Consider the following 16587-nt stretch of genomic DNA (forward strand, 5'->3'; position numbering starts at 1 on the left):
CATGTGGGGCTCCCTCAGACCTCGTACGGCTGGACGACGATGAAGTTGCCGGGAGCGCCGCGGAACTGGAGGTTCACGGTCTCCCCGCTGTGACCGGGGTACGCGTTGCGGCGCAGCCGGACCTGGCTGGAGATGATCACCTGTGAGGCGGCCGACCAGGCGACGATGGCGTTGCTGTCCGCGAACGTCGTCGGGGTGACGGGCAGGACGACGGGGACGCCGTGCGTCTTGACGATGACCGTGCCGGTGCCCTGGAAGAGCATGGTGAACAGGGCTCCGCCGGGGATGCCGTGGCCCTCGATGCGCCGGACCTCGTGCTGGAGGGACTCGTCGAACGCGAGGACGCTCTCGGCGGAGACGCAGATCCCGTCGCCCTGGAGCTCGATGGCGTGCAGGTGGGCGCCGTTCTCCGCGAGGAAGACCTGACCCCGGCCGGTGCAGCGCATCAGCTGCATCTCCTGGCCGGTGGCGTTGCCGACGATGCGGCCCGCGAAGCCCGCGCCCTTGTAGCTGAAGTCGACCTTGCCCTGGTAGAGGACCATGCTGCCCTGGCGGGCGAGGACGGCCTGCCCGCCCATCGACAGGTCGACCCGCATGAGCTGCTGGTTCTGCGGGGTCCAGCGGGCGCCGGTGGGCGCCTCCTTGTACGGCTGGAGCGCGGCGGCGAGGCCGGCGCCGGCCTGCGGGGCCTGGCCGTGGGCCGGCTGCAGGCCGTAGCCGGGCTGCTGGCCGTACGGGGGCGGCTGCTGGCCGGGGATCTGGCCGTACGACGGCTGCGGCGGCTGCTGCCCGTAGGGCGCCGGGGCCGGGGGCGGGACCTGGCCGCCGTACGAGGGCTGCGGCTGCTGCCCGTACGAGGGCGGGCCGGGCTGCTGCGGCGGGTGCGGCGGGTTGCCGTAGGGCGCGGGCGGGGCCAGCGGGGCGACCATGGTCGGGGCGCTGTGCACCGGCGCCGGGGGCTGCTGCGGGGCGGGTGCCTGCGGCTGCTGCGCCGGACCGCCGAAGGACGGAGCGGGGGCCGGCGGCTGCGGTGCGGGCTGGTGCTGCTGGGCCGGTGCCCCGAAGGACGGGGCGGGGGCGGCGCCCTGCGGCGGCGGGGCGAATCCCGGCGTCGCGGATGCCTGAGGCTGCGCCTGCTGCGGTTCCTCCTCGGCGACCTCGCCGCCGAAGTTCTGCAGCAACGCGGCGAGCCCGCCGTCGAAGCCCTGTCCGACGGCGGCGAAGCGCCACACGTCCTTGAGGTAGAAGTCGCCGATCATCAGCGCGCGCTCGGTGCTGAACTCGGAGCCGTCGAACGAGTAGCGGACGACTTCCTCGCCGCCGGCCACGATCCTGATGTAGCCGGGGCCGATCTGCGACATCTGCCCGGCGCCGTCGAGCGTGGCGCTGAAGGAGAGCCGGTGGATGGAGGCCGGGATCCGGTCGAGGGTCACCCGGAAGGATTCCGTGTCACCCGCCTGCGGGCCGAGCTGCTGGATGGACTCTTCCGGCGACTTCGGCTGGTTGAAGAAGACGAAGTAGCGGTCGTCCGAGAGCTGCTCGTTCGCGTCGAGGCCGAAGCAGCTGATGTCGAAGGTCAGCCCGGGCCCGGAGATCTGGACGCCCACGTACAGATCCGTACCCGCCGTCAGATCACTGATCCTGGCCTTGTGGCCGCGCTGGAATTCCCTGGCCATACGTCCGACCGTCCCCCATCCCGACTCTGAAATGTGTCCCGCGGCATGCGTGCCGGTGCATGCGTGCCGCTCAGGCTAACGGCTCCCGCCGACATCCGGCCAAGTCGGTACCGACCCGGTACAAACCGTGTTCCGGGGCCCGCGCTCATTCGTCCCGGGAGGCCGGAACCTTCGGGAGGCGCTCGGCCGCGACCACTCCTTCGAGGTATCCGCGGGCCCTCTCGGTCTTCGGATACGCCTCCAGGAGTTCCCAGAAGCGGGGGCCGTGGCCGGGCACGAGGAGGTGGGCCAGCTCGTGCAGCAGCACGTAGTCGACCACGTATTCGGGCATGCCCTGGAGGCGGTGCGAGAGCCGGATGCTGCCCTCGGCGGGGGTGCAGGAACCCCAGCGGGTGTTCTGGTTGGTGACCCAGCGCACCGTGCGGGGGCGGGCACGGGCACCGAAGTACTGCTCGGACAAACGCTCGGCGCGTTCGGTCAGTTCCGCGTCGCCGAGGGTGCGCCTGCTCTCCTGGGCCGCGAGCTTGTCGAGCATCACGCCCACCCAGCGGCGCTCCTCCGCCTCGGACATCCGGGCAGGGATCAGGACGACCGTACGGTCACCCTCGCGGTAGGCGGATACGGTCCTTCGGCGGCGCGCGCTCCGGCGGACTTCGACGGCGCGCTGCGGTGGATCGGCGGACACGCGTCGAAGGTACCCGCTCGTCGTGGTGGAAGTCCCGCGCGTCCGGGGTTCGAACATGATCGATTCGCTGCGGATTCGGGATCGGATACCGAAACCTCCCCTTTTCTCCATCTCATATGCCTAATACCCCTTGCCTGTGGACAAATTCCCGCACGCGGCGCGACGGACGGGCATGGTGGCCGAAAGCGGCGAATCGGGGCCGGCCGATCCATCGGGGATCGGGCGGGGATCCGGGGGGCCGCGCTCGAAGGGGGTCGTCATGTATCCGAAGGTGAAGCCCGCGCTGGCACGGGCCTGGCGCGATCTGCAAACGGTGCAGTTCGGGGTCACTCCGGCCCACGCGGTGGTGCTCGGTCCGGTGGACACGGCCACCGGCTCGCTCATCGACCGCATCGACGGGACGCGGAGCATGGACCTGCTGCGCTCGGAGGGCACCGGTCTGGGGCTGCCGCAGGGGCGGGTGGACGAACTCGTACGACGGCTGGCGAGGGCCGGGCTGCTGGACGACGTCACCGCGGGCGGGCCACGGGCCCAGGCCGTGCGGCGCCGGCCGGAGACCCTGGAGCGACTGGGGCCCGACCTGGGCTCGCTGTCACTGGTGCGCCGGGAGCCGGGTGGTGACTTACGGGGGATCGCGGCGCGCAGGGTGATACGGGTCCAGGTGCGCGGGAGCGGGCGGGTCGGGGCGGTGATCGCGGCCGTGCTGGCGGCGGCGGGGGTGGGTCGGGTCGAGGTGCTCGACGGTGGCCGGGTGGTGCCGGCCGATGTGGCGCCGGGCGGGCTGGGTCCCGCGAGCATCGGCCGGCTCAGGGCCGAGGCCGCGGCCGCGCTGGTGCGGGACTCCGCCCCGGGGCGGGGTCCGCGCGCCGGGGAGGCGTCCGGGCCGGAGCCGGGGCTGGCGCTGGTGGTGGTCGCTCCGCGGGACGGGCTGCGGTCCTGGGCGCCGGATCCGCAGGAGGCGGCCGACTGGGTGGCCACCGGCACCCCGCACCTGTACGCGGGGGTGCTGGAGGGCACCGGGACGGTGGGGCCACTGGTGTTGCCGGGGTGCACGGCGTGCGCCGGGTGCATGGAGCGCGACCGGGTCGATCGGGATCCGGCGTGGCCGCGGATGCTCGTCCAATGGCGTTCCGCGCACCGCCGCCGCGCCACCGGCGCCTGCGACGTGACCCTGTCCACGGCGGTGGCCGGTCTGGCCGCGGCCCACGCCCTGTCCTTCCTCGACGGGGAGGTGCCCGCGTCGGCCGGGGCCCGCTGGGAGGCGGCGCTGCCGGGCCTGTCCTGGGACCGCTCGGCCGTGTGGCCCCATCCGGACTGCCCGTGCGGGGCGGCCGCGGCCGGGGAGACGGCGCCGCCCCCGGCCCCGGTGCCCGTGTCGGTCCCCGGTTCGGGGCGCGGTGCGGGAAGGTCGGTCGATCATGGCGGGGGCCGTGGCGGTGGCGGCGTCGGCGGCGGTCGAGTGGCGCTGCAGAACGTCGGGGCAGGATCGGGCGCGGACCTCCGGAGTCGGCCATGACAGGATGCGTCGGTGCCGAGGATCGCTTTGAACCGCAGCTTGCGGCACAGCTGTCTGGGAACTGGAGGGGCGCATGTCTGATCTTCCCCGGAAGGCCGTCACCCGCACCGTCAAGCTGGCCGCGCTGCCACTCGGGATCGCCGGCCGCGCCACCTGGGGGTTGGGAAAGAGGATCGGCGGCAAGTCCGCCGAGATCGTCGCCCGCGAGCTCCAGCAGCGCACCGCCGAGCAGTTGTTCCGCACCCTCGGCGAACTCAAGGGGGGTGCCATGAAGTTCGGGCAGGCCCTTTCGGTGTTCGAGTCGGCGCTGCCCGAGGAGGTCGCCGGGCCGTACCGGGCGGCGCTGACCAAGCTTCAGGAGGCGGCCCCGCCGCTGCCGGCGGCCCGGGTCCACGAGGTGTTGGCGGAGCGTCTGGGCGCGGACTGGCGCGAGCTGTTCGAGGAGTTCGAGGACAAGCCGGCCGCGGCGGCCTCGATCGGGCAGGTCCACCGTGCGGTGTGGCACGACGGCCGGCAGGTCGCGGTCAAGGTCCAGTACCCGGGTGCCGGCGAGGCCCTGTTGTCGGACCTCAAGCAGCTGGGCCGGTTCGCCGGACTGCTCGGGCCGCTGATCCCCGGCATGGACATCAAGCCGCTGATCACCGAGATGCGCGACCGGGTCTCGGAGGAACTCGACTATGAGTTGGAGGCCGAGGCGCAGCGCACGCACGCGGACGCCTTCGTCGACGACCCGGACGTGTTCGTGCCGGACGTCGTGCACCAGGGCGACGAGGTGCTGGTGACGGAGTGGATGGAGGGCACCCCGCTGTCGGAGGTGATCGCCGACGGCACCCAGGAGGAGCGCGACCGCGCCGGGCAGCTGCTGGCCCGGTTCCTCTTCTCGGGGCCCGCCCGGACGGGACTGCTGCACGCGGATCCGCACCCGGGCAACTTCCGCCTGATAGCGGGGGCGGACGGCCGGACGCGACTGGGCGTGCTGGACTTCGGCACCGTCGACCGGCTGCCCGGTGGCTGGCCCAAGCCCATCGGCCGGTCCCTGCGGATGACGTTGGACGGGGATGCCGAAGGGGTCTACGGAATCCTGCGGGCCGAGGGCTTCGTCCGGGACTCCATCGACCTCGACCCCCAGGCCGTCCTCGACTACCTCAAGCCGATCATCGAGCCCGCCGAGGCCGAGGAGTTCACCTTCACGCGGACGTGGCTGCGCGGGCAGGCAGCCCGGATCGCCGATCCGCGCTCCCCCGCGCACCAGTTGGGGCGTCAGATCAACCTGCCGCCGTCGTACCTGCTGATCCACCGGGTGACGCTGAGCACCATCGGGGTGCTGTGCCAACTGGGCGCGACGGTGCGACTGCCGGACGAACTGGGCGCTTGGCTGCCGGGGTTCGGGGCGGAGGACCGGCCCGCGTAAGCGGCGGCGAGTCCCTCGCCGGGCGGACGAGCAGCCCGGAGGGAGGGACTGCCCCGACCCGGTGGGGATCGCCCCATGGGGGTCGCCCGATGGGGATCGCCCGGTGGGAACGCGCTCGCCGGGGGCCCGGCCGGGTGACGGAAGGGTCATCGGGCGGAGGCGGTCACCGGATCGGTCGTCACCACCAGGCGGAGTCGAGGCGGCCCTCGATGGCCCGGAGGTTGGCCCGCGCGCAGTCGACACAGAAGTACTGCCTGGTCCCGTTCTCCACGGAGCAGGTCCAGGTGGGCGGGGCGCCGTCGGGGGCACGGGTGCCGCAGCGCGCGCAGACGTCGGGCTGGGCCTCGGGTCCCGGCGGGGCGGGGTGGGGAGTCGGCTGGTCCACCTCCAGACGATATCCCCGCGGGCCCGGAGCGGCCGGCGCAACGCACCGGGGGGCCGGTCCGTTCGGACCGGCCCCCCGGGTACTTCGTGGTTCGGGCTGTGTCAGCCGTCAGTGCATGACGGCCATGGCCAGCGCGCGCCGGGCGCGCAGCGACACGCGCTCGGCGCGACGCTGCATGCGCCGCGCGGCGACCAGGCGCAGGGCTTGACGCTCGGCGTCCGCCTCACGCATGCGGTCGTCCATATGGGCACGAGCCATGGCTTCTGGGATGAGTTGCATTTCGCGGGTCCTGTTCTGACGCGAGGTGATCGCGCCTGCGGTGATGAAGTCTGCGGTGGCGGAGCCGTGCGGCTGCTCGCTCGTGGTGGCGTTGGGGGACATGAGGGCCTGCTTCAGGGGGTCGCGCGTCAGGGGGCGGTCGATGGTTCCGATGGCGGTCATGCCGCTGCAACCGGGTTCTTGCGCGGACGGCCACGCGGGCGCTTCCGGGCCACGACGACGCCCTGGACGAAGAGCTCTCCACCCCAGACACCCCAGGGCTCGCGGCGCTCCTTCGCGCCGGCGAGGCAGGCCTCGACGAGCGGGCAGGTGCCGCAGAGCGACTTGGCGTACTCGACGTCCGCCGGGGACTCGGCGAAGAAGACCTCGGGGTCGAAGGTGCGACAGGGAACCGGTACGCCGAGGTTCTCGATGGCGTCGTCGAGCGCGGTGAGCGCGGTGAGGGGGATCAAGGTGGAGTCCTCCGGGACTGCGGGCGGGGAGATCGTTTGGGTCTGCGGTACGGACGGGGCGTGCGCTTCGAGTTGCACGGTGTTTTCTTCCTCGTCTTGTTCGGCTAGTCGTTCCGGCCTGTTGGCCGGGGGCGGCTCGGCTGCCAACTCACACCGACTGGTTCTGCCAGTCCCGAGGCCCCTTCGCTCCGTCGTCCCCGTTCGGGGACAAACAGAAGGGCCGCGGATCCCGGGTGGGGTTCCGCGGCCCTGAAGGCGCCGGCCTGATCGTGCGATCAGGCTGGATCACTCCAGGGTTCGAGCCCGCGGAAGGCCCACATCAGGTGGTGCTGCTGCTTCGTCGTCTGCTTCGTCCGAGCTCCGGCACCGGCTGCGGCCGCGAAGCCATAGGCGCCATGCGCCTGGGCTTCGGCTACTGCCACCAGTGCCTTGGTCGGTCGCTCATTGCGCTCACTGACGGGAAGGACCGCCAGCAGGGCAGGGCTGTCAGCGCAAATCGCGGACAGACCGGTACCCGGAAGGGAGACGGAACCGAGCAGGCAGGAAGCGTCGACCGAGCGATCGGTCATTTTGGTGAAGTTCGTGTAGCCGGCCACTGGTCTCGCCTCCTCTCGGCGTCTCGGGGACCCTGCCCGAAGGCCGGTCCCATACGTATTCGGATAAGTACAGCACGGATCCAGGGCTTCGGAGAAGCCACCGTTTCCGTTGCTAAGAACCTATGGGGATTCGCTGGGCATGTGCAAACTATTTTTCCGACGAGTTTCTACGCGTCGTCAGGATCCTCGCCCGCAGGCTCCTGGCCTGCGCAGATGGCCAGGACATCGGCTCCGTACCGGTCGAGCTTGCGGCCACCCACTCCGGAGATCATCGAGAGCTCGCCCGCCTCGGAGGGCGCGGCCTCCGCGATCGCCATGAGCGTCTTGTCCGTGAAGACGCAGTATCCGGGCAGCCCCTGGGCCTTCGACTGGACGGCCCGCCAGGCGCGCAGCCGCTCGTAGAGCCCTTCGTCCATGTCGGACGGGCAGTCCTCGCAGCGCATCAGTTTCATGTCCCCGGCCTCGGTCAGGGTCCTGCCGCAGACACGGCACAGCGCCGGGCCGCGGCGGCCGCGCTTGCGGGCAGCGCGGTCGGTCACGGCGCCGGGGCCGGTTCCCGGGGCCGCCGAGCCCGGCCGCAGGCCGTTCAGGAAGCGACTGGGGCGACGGGAGGCCCGACCGCCGGGAGCCCGGGAGAGCGCCCAGGAGAGTGTCAGGTGGTGCCGGGCCCGGGTGACGCCGACGTAAAGGAGGCGCCGTTCCTCCTCGACCTGCTCGTCGGTCTTCGCGTACGTGATCGGCATCATGCCGTCGGTGAGGCCCGCGAGGAACACGGCGTCCCACTCCAGGCCCTTCGCCGCGTGCAGCGAGGCGAGGGTGACGCCCTGGACCGTCGGGGCGTGCTGGGCGGCCTTGCGCTCGTCCAGCTCGATCACCAGGTCGGTGAGGGTCGCGCCGGGACGGCTCCGGGCGAAGTCCTCGGCGAGCCGGACCAGCGCGGCGACGGATTCCCACTGGTCGCGGACCGCGCCGGACCCGGCAGGGGGTTCGGCGGTCCAGCCGGTGGAACTCAGCACGGCCCTGGCCTGGGAGCCCAGCTCGACGACATCCTCCAGCAGCGGGTCGTTGCCGCCGCCGGAGCGGGCGGCTCCGCGCAGGGCCAGTACGGCCTTCTGGACCTCGCCCCGCTCGAAGAAGCGCTCGGCGCCGCGCAGCTGGTAGGGGACGCCGGCGTCGGCGAGGGCCTGCTCGTACACCTCGGACTGGGCGTTGATCCGGTAGAGCACGGCGATCTCGCCGGCGGGAACGCCCGCGGCGATCAGGTCGCGGATCCGGGCGGCGACGCCCTCGGCCTCGGCGGGTTCGTCCGCGTACTCGGCGTACTGGGGGTCGGGGCCGGGCTCGCGCTGGGAGATCAGTTCCAGGCGGTGTTCGGCGGCGCGACCCTTGGCCTGGTTCAGCAGCCCGTTCGCGAGGTGGACGACCTGGGGGGTGGAGCGGTAGTCGCGAACCAGCTTGACCACGGTGGCCTGCGGGTAGCGGGTGCGGAAGTTCAGCAGGTGGTCGGGGGTCGCGCCGGTGAAGGAGTAGATCGTCTGGCTGGCGTCGCCGACGACGCACAGGCTGTCGCGATCACCGAGCCATAGTTCGAGGAGGCGCTGTTGGAGGGGGCTGACGTCCTGGTACTCGTCGACCACGAAGTGCTGGTACTGGCTGCGGATCCGGTCTGCGATGTCGTGGCGGTCCTGGAGGATGCCGACGGTCAGCAGCAGCACGTCCTCGAAGTCGATCATTCCGCGGTCGCGCTTGAGTTGTTCGTACGTCCCGTAGATCTGGGCGATCTCCGCCATGTCGCGGGGGGCCTCGCGGCCCGCCTTCAGGGCGGTGGCCGGGTAGTCGGCGGGCACGGTCTGGGTGACCTTGGCCCATTCGATCTCGCCCGTGACGTCGCGCAGCTCGTTGCGGTCGAGGCGGATGCGGCAGCGCGCACCGGCCTCCGCCACGAACTGGATCTTCCGCTCCAGCAGCCGGGGCACCTCGCCGCCGACCGCGCGCGGCCAGAAGTACTGGAGCTGGCGCAGGGCGGCCGAGTGGAAGGTGCGCGCCTGGACGCCGTCCGCTCCGAGGGTGCGCAGTCGGCCGCGCATCTCGCCGGCGGCGCGGTTGGTGAACGTGACCGCCAGCACACTGGCCGGCATGAGCTGCCCGGAGCGGACGCCGTAGGCGATGCGGTGGGTGATGGCCCGGGTCTTGCCGGTGCCCGCGCCCGCCAGCACGCACACCGGCCCGCGCAAGGTCGTGGCGACCTCGCGCTGCTCCGGGTCGAGGCCCAGGAGCACGGCGTCGGCGGCGTCTGCGTCGGCCGGGAAGGGGGAGGAGTGCGTTGCTGATGTCACCCTGCCATGCTGCCAGGTCCGGTGGGACGGGCGGGAAATCCGTCCACAGGCCCGACGGGTTCGTCGTACCGGTGCGTCCGGCGACCACCGGCCACCGGCCACCGGCCACCGCACCGTCGGGGATCGGAGCCGGTGTCGGGGTCGGGAATGGCACGGCGGTCCCGTGCGTTCGAGTACTCGGACCACCGAGGCCCCACAGAGGCCCACCGAGGCCCCCACGAAGGAGAGCGCAGCATGCAGGACACGGGCACCGTCACGATGTACAGCACGACCTGGTGCGGCTACTGCAACCGGCTGAAGAAGCAGCTGGACCGGGAAGGCATCGCGTACGACGAGATCAACATCGAGCTCGACCCGGCGTCCGCCGCGTTCGTGGAGAAGGCCAACGGCGGCAACCAGACGGTCCCGACCGTGCTCGTGAAGTCGGCGGGCGGCAACGAGTCCGTCATGACGAACCCGAGCCTGGCCCAGGTCAAGCAGGCCCTCGCCGTCTGATCCGGGCAACCCGCGATCCGTAGCGGTTCGGTACCCGGAAAGGCCCCCGCCGTACGGCGGGGGCCTTCTGCTGTGCCGGCGTCGCGGGGACGCGGGGACGCGTCCGTGGTCACCCGTCGCGGCCGGCGTCGTGGACGCCGTCACGGCCGCGACGGTGACGAAGGTGTCACGGCCGCGATGGTGACGAAGGTTACGAGACCGGCGGACGCGGCAGCGGCTTGCCGTACCAGAGTTCGACCAGTCGGGCTGCGATGGAGATGCCACCGGCGGGAGGCGTGACCTCGCCCCGCTCGATCGCCTGCGCCAGGTCCTCCCGGGAGAACCAGCGGGCCTCCTCGATCTCCTCGCCGTCGACGGTGATCTCCGAGGTCACGGCCCGGGCGGTGAAGCCCAGCATCAGGCTGTACGGGAACGGCCAGGGCTGACTGGCGACGTACTCGACCTCGCCGACCTTGACGCCCGCCTCCTCCCACACCTCGCGGACCACCGACTGCTCGATCGACTCGCCCGGCTCGACGAACCCGGCCAGCGTCGAGAAGCGGCCCTCGGGCCAGTGGACCTGGCGGCCGAGCAGCGCGCGGTCCCGGTCGTCGGTGACCAGCATGATCACGGCCGGGTCGGTGCGCGGGTAGTGCTCGGCGCCGCAGCCCGGACAGCGGCGGATGTGCCCGGCGGCCGCGACGACCGTGCGCTCGCCGCAGCGGGAGCAGAAGCGGTGCATGCGCTGCCAGTTCTCCAGCGCCACGGCGTGGACCATCAGCCCGGCGTCGCGCGGGTTCAGCAGGAGTCCGGCCTCGCGCAGCCCGGCCGGACGGGCCGACTGGTCGATGCGGCCCGGCAGCGAGTCCTTCTGCAGCGCGAAGTACCGTACGCCGTCCTCGTCGGTGCCCAGGAAGTAGCGGTGGGTCTCGGTGACCGGGGCCTCGAAGGCCGGGGTCATCACGATGCCGGTGCCCCCGTCGGGGGTGTCGTCGATGAGGACCTGGCCGCCGGAGACGACGAAGACGCGGGTCGTCGGGTGGCTCCAGGCTGCGGCCAGCCACGCCTCGTCGAGGCGGTGGTGGGCGGCGCGGTCGATTCCGCTGGGCGCGGCCAGCGTGATCGGACGCTCGGTACGGGTGCTCACTGGTACTTCCAACTCCCCCGGTGGTGGGACAAGGCAGGCGTGGCGATGGGTGGGTGTGCGGGCGTGATCAGCCGGTCTTCCAGTGCTCGGCGAGGTCGCCCCAGAGGTGGGCGGCGGTTTCCACGCCCTTGAGGAGGAGGTCGATCTCGACCTTCTCGTTCGGCGAGTGCCAGCCGTCGGACGGTACGGAGATCCCCAGGAAGAGGACGGGGGCCTCCAGGACGTCCTGGAGGTCGGCCGCCGGTCCCGAGCCGCCCTCGCGGGTGAAGCGGACCTGCCGGCCGAAGGCGCGTTCCATGGACCGGACGACGGACTGCAGCGCCGGGTGGTCCAGCGGCGTCAGGCACGGCCGGGTGGGGGCGCCGAAGGTGATGGAGTGCCGGATCCCGTCGGGGACGCGGGCGGCGACCCAGTCCTTCACGGCGGCCTCGACCTCGTACGGGTCCTGCCCCGACACCAGGCGGAACGACAGCTTCAGGTGGGCGGAGGCGGGCACGATCGTCTTGCCGCCGGGGCCCTGGTAGCCGCCGCCGATGCCGTTGACCTCGGCGGTCGGTCGGGCCCAGACGCGCTCCAGGGTGGAGTAGCCGGCCTCGCCCGAGGCGGCGTGCGACTTGGCGGTGCGGAGCCACTCGGCCTCGTCGAAGGGCAGCTCGGAGATCAGCCGGCGTTCGGCGTCGCTCAGCTCGGTGACGTTGTCGTAGAAGCCGGGGATCGTGACCCGCTCGTCCTCGTCGTGCAGGGCCGCGACGAGGCGGGCGGCGACGGTGGCCGGGTTGGGCACGGCTCCACCGAAGGCACCGGAGTGGATGTCCTGGTCGGGGCCGTGGAAGTCGATCTCGCAGTCGGCGACGCCGCGCATGCCGGTGCACACGGTGGGGGTGGTCTCGGACCACATGCCGGTGTCCGAGACGATCACGACATCGGCGGCGAGCTGTCGCGCGCGGGCCTCGACGAGGTCACGGAAGTGCGGGGAGCCGGACTCCTCCTCGCCCTCGATGAGCAGCTTGAGGTGCACGGCGGGGGCGGCGGAGCCGGTCGCGGCGAGGTGCGCGCGCACGCCGAGGGTGTGGAAGAAGACCTGGCCCTTGTCGTCGGCGGCGCCCCGCCCGTACATCCGGCCGTCCTTGACGACGGGCTCGAAGGGTTCGGTGTGCCAGCCGTCGGCGAGGGCGGCGGGCTGAACGTCGTGGTGTCCGTAGACGAGGACGGTGGGCGCGTGCGGGTCCTCGCTCGGCCAGTGCGCGAAGACGGCGGGGGCGCCGTCGGTGGGCCAGACCTCGACGACCGGGAAGCCGGTCGCGGTGAGCTTCGCGGCGAGCCAGTCGGCGCTGCGGCGTACGTCGTCCGCGTGTTCGGGCTGGGCCGACACGGAGGGGATCCGCAGCCACTCGGCGAGGTCGTCGAGGAAGGCGGTGCGGTGGGTGTCGATGTACGTGCGGACGACGTTGTCCGCCTGGATCTCGCTCATGCCCCGAGCCTAGCCTTCCGCCCGAGGGTCACCGTCCGTGCCCGTTTTGCCTTGGAGGATCCGCTCAAGGCGGGCCCGGTCGGGCAGGTCGCGGGGGCGTATCACGCGGCCGCTGCGGACGTGCAGGAAGGCGGCGCCGACCCGGTCGAGGGGGGTGCCGGTGGCTTCCGCCCAGGCCAGTCGGTACACGGCGAGCTGGAGGGGATCGGCCTGGGTGGTGCGGCCGGTCTTCCAGTCGACGACCTCGTACGAGCCGTCGGGGTTGCGGTAAACGGCGTCGATGCGGCCCCGGATGACCCGGCCGGCGAGGGTGAGCTGGACGGGGGCCTCCATCCGGTACGGGGTGCGCTCGGCGTACTCGCTGCGCTCGAAGGCCGCCTTGAGGGAGTCGAGGTCGGCCTCGTCGGCGATCTCCTGGTCGGAGCCGGGCAGCTCGGCGACGGGGTCGAGGAGGTCGAGGTGAGGGAGCGGCAGCTCGTCGAAGCGGGACTCGACCCAGGCGTGGAAACGGGTGCCCTGACGCGCGGCGGGCTGCGGGGGTTTGGGCATGGGGCGTGCGAGGTCGCGTACGAAGCCCTGCTCGTCGGCGGCGAGGCGCAGGAGCTGGCTCGCGGAGAGGGCGGACGGCAATTCGACGTCACGGACGGCTGCGCGGGCGCGGCGGAGCTCGCCCTCCAGCGCGTCGAGGTCACGGTCCCAGGAGGCGATGGCTCGGGCCTCCTCGGGCGTGACGGTGGCCCGGCCGGCCGTGGGGTGGGATCCGGCGGAGGCTCCCGGACCGGCGGCCGCTGCCGCCGCCCAGGGCTCCGTGGCCCAGGGGTCGTCGTGGCCCGGGCCGGGCGTCCGGTCCGGCGCCGCCGGGCGGAGGCCGTTGTGGTCCGGTCGCGCCGGGCGGGGGCGGGCAGGCTGCGCCGCCCGCGCACCGTCCCAGGGGTCGTGCTCGCCGACCTCGGCGGCGGGCTCGCCGGCCCAGGTGTCTTCCGACGGGAGGTCGGGCCCCCCGGCCGAGGGGTTGTCCGGTCGCGGTTCCGGCCCCCGCGCGCGGGGACCGGGTACGGCTGCTTCGCCCGCCCACGGGTCGTCCGACAACGGGTCCGGGGCGCCGGGGGCGGGTACTGCGGGCACCTGCTCCCCCGGGGCGTCCGCCTGCGGCCCGCGCGCGCCGGCGCGGGAAGCGGGCAGCGTGGGCTCGCCCGCCCACAGGTCGTCAGGCAGCGGGTCCGGCGCGCCGGCGCGGGAAGCGGGCAGCTCGGTGTCGTCCGCCGGCAGTCCGGGCGCACCGGTGCGCGGGGCGCTCGGCGCGGCGTCGTCCGCATCTGGGGCGGCCGACGGCGCGTACGGGGCGCCGGCGCGGGCAGCGGGCAGCGCCAGGTCGCCCGCCCACAGGTCGTCCGACGGTGGGTACGGGGCGGCGGCGCGGGCAGCGGGCAGCGCGGGCTCGTCCGCTTCGGGGGCGGCCGACGGCGGTCGCGGCGTGGCGGGGCCGGGCGGCGCGGGGTCCTCGGTCCAGGGGTCCGGCGCCCACGGGTCGTCCGGCCAGGGGGTTTCGTCGGTGGGGTCCTCGCAGTGCGGGGGCCAGAGGTAGGGGTCGGGGGTCGGGGTGGGGGCGTGCCGCTCGGGGCGGTGTGCCAGGTGGGACTCGACGAGGGCGGCGGCCCGTCGGCGCAGGGCCAGCGAGTCGGGGTCGAGGGGCAGGGGCCAGGAGTGCTCGGGGGCGGATTCCGCCGCCAGGGCCGGGTTCTCGGCGTCCGGGGCGGGCTCCTCGGCCCAGGCCTCGATCTCGCCGAAGCCGGCCGTGCAGTGGTCGTGCAGGGCGGTCAGGAAATCGGAGGGCCCGCGACGGCGCTTCTGGGTCGGCCCCCACCAGTGGCCGGAGGCGATCAGCAGCGACCGGGGGCGGGTGAAGGTCACGTAGCCCAGGCGGAGTTCCTCGACGGCCTTGTGTTCCTTGAGGGCGGCCTTGAAGGACTTCAGGCCGGCCGAGGTCCAGGCGGGGTCGTCGGGCAGGGTCGCGGTGTCACCGCGCAGGCCGTACGGGAGGACCTTCGCGTAGGAGGTCCAGGCCTCCGGCGGCTTCTCCTTCGGGAAGGAGCCGGCGCACAGGTCGGGGACGACGACCACGTCCCATTCCAGGCCCTTGGACTTGTGGGCCGTGAGCACCTTGACGGTGTTCTCCCCGCCCGGCAGCCCGTGGTCGAGGCCCTTCTCGTACTGGGCGGCGGTGCGCAGGAAGCCGAGGAAGGCGAGCAGGGTGGCCTCGCCGTCGAGGGCGGCGAAGCCGGCGGCGACGTCCATGAAGTGGGAGAGGGTCTCGCGGCGGCGGGCCGCCAGCGCGTGCGGGGACGCGGACAGCTCGACGTCGAGCCCGGTCGTGGCCAGCACCCGGTGCAGTACGTCCATCAGCGGGTCGGCGAGGGAGCGCCGCAGGTCGCGCAGTTCCTGGGCGAGGTGCGCGAACCGGACCCGGGCGGCGGCGGAGAAGGGGAGTTCGTCGGGGGTCCGGCCGGCACCGTCGAGGAAGGTCTCCAGGGCGTCGGCGAGGGAGACGATCTCCGCCGGGTCGACGCCTTCGACGGCGGCGGCGAGCCTCCCGTCGGGTCCGGCGTCGGGACCGGACGGGCGGGCGACGAGTTGCCGGGCGCGGCGCCCGAGGAGCGCCAGGTCGCGGGGGCCGATCCGCCAGCGCGGGCCGACGAGGAGCCGGACGAGGGCGGCGTTGGCGCCGGGGTCCTGGAGCACCTCGCACACGGAGACCAGGTCGGCGACCTCCGGCAGGTGCAGCAACCCGGACAGGCCGACGACCTCCACCGGTACGTCACGGGCCACCAGGACGGCCTGGATCCGCGCGAAGTCGGCGGCGGAACGGCACAGCACGGCGATGTCGCCGGGTTCCTTGCCGGTGCGCACCAGGTGGGCGACGGAGTCGCCGAGCCACTCCAGTTCCTCGGCGTGGGTCTCCAGCAGGGCGCAGCGGACCGAGCCGTCGCGTTCGGCGCCGGGCGCGGGGCGCAGCGCCTCGACCCCTTCGTGCATGGCGCGCAGCGGGCCGGCGAGGCCGTTGGCCAGTTCGAGCAGGCGGCCGCCGCTGCGCCGGTTCTCGCTGAGCGAGAGGCGGGTCGCGGGGGTGCCGTCGGCGTGCGGGAAGTGCTCGGGGAAGTCGTCGAGGTTGGCGACGGAGGCTCCGCGCCAGCCGTAGATGGCCTGGCAGGGGTCGCCGACGGCGGTCACGGCGTGTCCGGTGCCGCCGCCGAAGAGCCCGGACAGCAGCAGTCGCTGGGCGACGGAGGTGTCCTGGTACTCGTCGAGGAGGACGACCCGGAACTCCTCGCGCAGCAGCGCGCCGACCTCGGGCCGGGTGGTGGCGAGCTGCGCGGAGAGGGCTATCTGGTCGCCGAAGTCGAAGAGGTCGCGGGAGCGTTTGGCGACCCGGTAGCGGGAGACGAGCTCCAGGAGTTCGAGGCGGCCCCGGACGGCCTCGGGGACCTTGCGGAGGTCCTCGTTGCCGAGGCGGGTGTCGGCCAGTTCGGCGAGGAGGGCGGTGTCGTACGCGCGGAGCCGGGCGGGCTCCACGAGGTGCTCGGAGAGTTCCCCGTCGAGCGCGAGGAGGTCCCCGACGAGGTCGGGGAGGGATTTGGTGAGGGCCGGGTACGGGCCGGGGGCCTCGCGGAGCACCTTCGCGGCGAGCTGGAAGCGGGTGGCGTCGGCCAGGAGGCGTGCGCTGGGTTCCAGACCGATGCGCAGGCCGTGGTCCTTGAGGAGTTGCCCGGCGAAGGCGTGGTAGGTGGAGATCCGGGGCTCGCCGCCCGCCGTGCCGGCCTCCACGTCGGCCGGGGAGGGGTCGGGGTCGCTGATGCCGGCGCGGGCGAGGGCCTTGCGGACGCGTTCGGCGAGTTCGCCGGCGGCCTTGTTGGTGAAGGTGAGCCCGAGGACCTGTTCGGGGGCGACGGCCCCCGTCCCGACGAGCCACACGACGCGGGCGGCCATCACGGTGGTCTTGCCCGAGCCGGCGCCCGCCACGACGACCTGGGGGGCGGGCGGGGCGGTGACGCAGGCCATCTGTTCGGGCGTGAACGGGATCCCGAGGAGCTCCTTGAGCTGCTCGGGATCGGTGAGGACGGGGGTGCGCCCGGACTCGTACGCGGTCACCTCAAAAGGCTAG

Annotated in this window: 13 protein-coding genes; 3 read left to right on the plus strand and 10 right to left on the minus strand. The window is 73.2% G+C overall.

Features of this window, described 5'->3' with window-relative positions; genetic code table 11:
• Window positions 1-14: 14 nt before the first annotated feature.
• Together ACZ58N_RS04830 and ACZ58N_RS04835 are read right to left on the minus strand one after the other, a co-directional pair.
• On the minus strand, window positions 15-1676 hold the full coding sequence (locus ACZ58N_RS04830) for a TerD family protein (protein WP_471155647.1): 1662 nt from the start codon (window positions 1674-1676) through the stop codon (window positions 15-17).
• A gap of 145 nt (window positions 1677-1821) precedes the next feature.
• Window positions 1822-2418, minus strand: a complete 597-nt coding sequence (locus ACZ58N_RS04835) for a M48 metallopeptidase family protein (RefSeq protein WP_471155649.1) — start codon at window positions 2416-2418, stop codon at window positions 1822-1824.
• Window positions 2419-2620: 202 nt separating this feature from the next.
• Here ACZ58N_RS04835 and ACZ58N_RS04840 point away from each other — a divergent pair, with 202 nt between their 5' ends.
• Together ACZ58N_RS04840 and ACZ58N_RS04845 are read left to right on the plus strand one after the other, a co-directional pair.
• A complete protein-coding gene (locus ACZ58N_RS04840; protein WP_471155653.1) occupies window positions 2621-3877 on the plus strand; it encodes a ThiF family adenylyltransferase in 1257 nt (418 codons plus the stop codon).
• A 73-nt stretch (window positions 3878-3950) separates the two neighbouring features.
• Window positions 3951-5288, plus strand: a complete 1338-nt coding sequence (locus ACZ58N_RS04845; protein ID WP_471155655.1) for an ABC1 kinase family protein — start codon at window positions 3951-3953, stop codon at window positions 5286-5288.
• 178 nt (window positions 5289-5466) lie between these two features.
• Here the strand turns inward: ACZ58N_RS04845 and ACZ58N_RS04850 are convergent, their stop codons facing one another.
• From ACZ58N_RS04850 to ACZ58N_RS04870, 5 genes are all read right to left on the minus strand, one after another.
• On the minus strand, window positions 5467-5673 hold the full coding sequence (locus tag ACZ58N_RS04850) for a hypothetical protein (protein WP_389708090.1): 207 nt from the start codon (window positions 5671-5673) through the stop codon (window positions 5467-5469).
• A 108-nt stretch (window positions 5674-5781) separates the two neighbouring features.
• Complete coding sequence (locus ACZ58N_RS04855; protein ID WP_281210649.1) at window positions 5782-6114, minus strand: hypothetical protein; 333 nt, start codon at window positions 6112-6114, stop codon at window positions 5782-5784.
• Window positions 6111-6482: a WhiB family transcriptional regulator gene (locus ACZ58N_RS04860; protein ID WP_362877507.1), complete on the minus strand. Its 372-nt coding sequence runs from the start codon at window positions 6480-6482 to the stop codon at window positions 6111-6113. Before ACZ58N_RS04860 ends, ACZ58N_RS04855 begins: the two co-directional genes overlap by 4 nt.
• Window positions 6483-6679: 197 nt before the next feature.
• Window positions 6680-6973: a hypothetical protein gene (locus tag ACZ58N_RS04865; RefSeq protein WP_471156545.1), complete on the minus strand. Its 294-nt coding sequence runs from the start codon at window positions 6971-6973 to the stop codon at window positions 6680-6682.
• A 194-nt stretch (window positions 6974-7167) separates the two neighbouring features.
• Window positions 7168-9336, minus strand: coding sequence for an ATP-dependent DNA helicase UvrD2 (locus ACZ58N_RS04870; protein ID WP_471155661.1), 2169 nt, complete (start codon window positions 9334-9336; stop codon window positions 7168-7170).
• A gap of 234 nt (window positions 9337-9570) precedes the next feature.
• On the opposite strand from ACZ58N_RS04870, the gene ACZ58N_RS04875 reads away from it, so the two are divergent.
• Complete coding sequence (locus tag ACZ58N_RS04875; RefSeq protein ID WP_281210652.1) at window positions 9571-9831, plus strand: mycoredoxin; 261 nt, start codon at window positions 9571-9573, stop codon at window positions 9829-9831.
• A 190-nt stretch (window positions 9832-10021) separates the two neighbouring features.
• Here ACZ58N_RS04875 and nudC read toward each other — a convergent pair whose 3' ends face one another.
• From nudC to ACZ58N_RS04890, 3 genes are read right to left on the minus strand one after another with little or no spacing between them, the layout of a single operon-like run.
• Window positions 10022-10969 (minus strand): NAD(+) diphosphatase, encoded by a 948-nt coding sequence (gene nudC, locus ACZ58N_RS04880; RefSeq protein ID WP_471155663.1) that lies wholly within the window; start codon window positions 10967-10969, stop codon window positions 10022-10024.
• Window positions 10970-11024: 55 nt separating this feature from the next.
• Window positions 11025-12428 carry a dipeptidase gene (locus tag ACZ58N_RS04885; RefSeq protein ID WP_471155666.1) on the minus strand — a complete coding sequence of 468 codons (1404 nt, stop codon included), beginning with the start codon at window positions 12426-12428 and terminating at the stop codon, window positions 11025-11027.
• 9 nt (window positions 12429-12437) lie between these two features.
• Window positions 12438-16574 (minus strand): UvrD-helicase domain-containing protein, encoded by a 4137-nt coding sequence (locus ACZ58N_RS04890; protein ID WP_471155669.1) that lies wholly within the window; start codon window positions 16572-16574, stop codon window positions 12438-12440.
• Between the last annotated feature and the right edge of the window lie 13 nt (window positions 16575-16587).

The sequence above is a fragment of the Streptomyces sp. NPDC040432 genome (genome assembly GCF_055595445.1).